Origin of the sequence: Limnohabitans sp. 2KL-3 (assembly GCF_001269405.1) — a bacterium.
In the GTDB taxonomy this organism is placed as follows: Bacteria; Pseudomonadota; Gammaproteobacteria; order Burkholderiales; family Burkholderiaceae_C; genus Limnohabitans_A.
The window spans coordinates 1-1158 of the sequence record NZ_CXON01000060.1 but is presented as its reverse complement, the minus strand read 5'-3'; the positions used below and the strand labels follow the sequence as shown (position 1 = coordinate 1158).

Below are 1158 nucleotides of genomic sequence, written 5' to 3'. Positions count from 1 at the left end.
GTTGGCAGCGCAGATCAATGGTCTGAGCAGTACAGCAAGCCGGTGCAGCTTGCAGGGCGCTCAGATCGAGCGCGATGAATCCAGCGCTGCTGGTCTGAGCAGATGCGGGCGGTGTGCTTGGGAAATGTGGGACATGTGAGCCGTGTTGGCGATGCTTTTGGAGCCAGCGGCGCAGTACGTTGGCATTCATGCCGTGGGCTGCCGCGATGGCACTGACGGATGCGCCGGGGAGTTGGCAGGAGGCCACTGTCACTTTTCACCATATAGAGGCCAAACCGTTTTCGGCATTTAGGAGCCACCCCGTTTTCGGCATATAGGAGCCAGTGCGTTTTCGGCACTTACAGGCCAGCTGAATTTCGGCATATAGGAGCCAGCTGCCCGCGCTCAACAGACATCTCGAACCCTGCCCATCGCTACCTTCTGAACCTTTTGTTCAGGAGCGATGGATGGGCCGCAGAAAGATCGAGATGCATGAATTCCGAAACGTCCTCATTCGCCTGCGCGCAGGCGACCGTGACCGCGAGATCGCACGCCTGGGCCTCATGGGCCGCGTCAAAGTTGCCCAGTTTCGCGCTCTGGCGCTCAGCATGGGCTGGCTTGAGCCCTCCGCGCCACTGCCCGATGTGCCCACCATCGCCAAAAGCCTGGCCCCAAAACCCAAGCGCGCCGCCAGCACCGTCTCCAAAGCCCAGCCCTGGCGCGAGGCGGTCACCCGCTGGATGGCCGCTGGCGTTGAGGGCAAAGCCATCCACGCCGCCCTCGTGCGCGAGCACCAGTTTCAAGGCAGCTACTCGTCCGTCTATCGCCTCATGCAGGACATCGCACAGGAGCTGCCCCGCACCGATCTGACTGTACGCCTGTCCTTCAAGCCCGGCGAGGCCGCACAGGTCGACTTTGGCGCTGGCCCTTTCTTGATGCACCCCGATGGCCAAATGCGCCGCACTTGGGCCTTCGTCATGACGCTGTGCCACTCCCGCCACCAGTACTTGGAGTTCGTCTGGGATCAGACCGTGTCCACTTGGCTGGGCTGCCACCGCCGCGCCTTTGAGTGGTTCAACGGGGTGCCCGAGCGCGTCATCATCGACAACGCCAAGTGCGCCATCATCAAGGCCTGCCGCTTTGACCCCCAGGTCCAGCGCTCTTATGCCGAGTGCGCCG

The 1158-nt window shown here is 62.4% G+C and carries 2 protein-coding genes; one reads left to right on the top strand and one right to left on the bottom strand.

Annotated features, from left to right (window positions below; genetic code table 11):
* Nucleotides 1–190, bottom strand: a 190-nt coding sequence (locus AMM41_RS22130) for a hypothetical protein (RefSeq protein WP_228769408.1), incomplete at its 3' end; no start/stop codon positions are given.
* A gap of 277 nt (nt 191–467) precedes the next feature.
* On the opposite strand from AMM41_RS22130, the gene istA reads away from it, so the two are divergent.
* Nucleotides 468–1158: IS21 family transposase (gene istA / locus AMM41_RS21595; RefSeq protein WP_194944954.1), on the top strand; the 691-nt coding region annotated here is incomplete at its 3' end.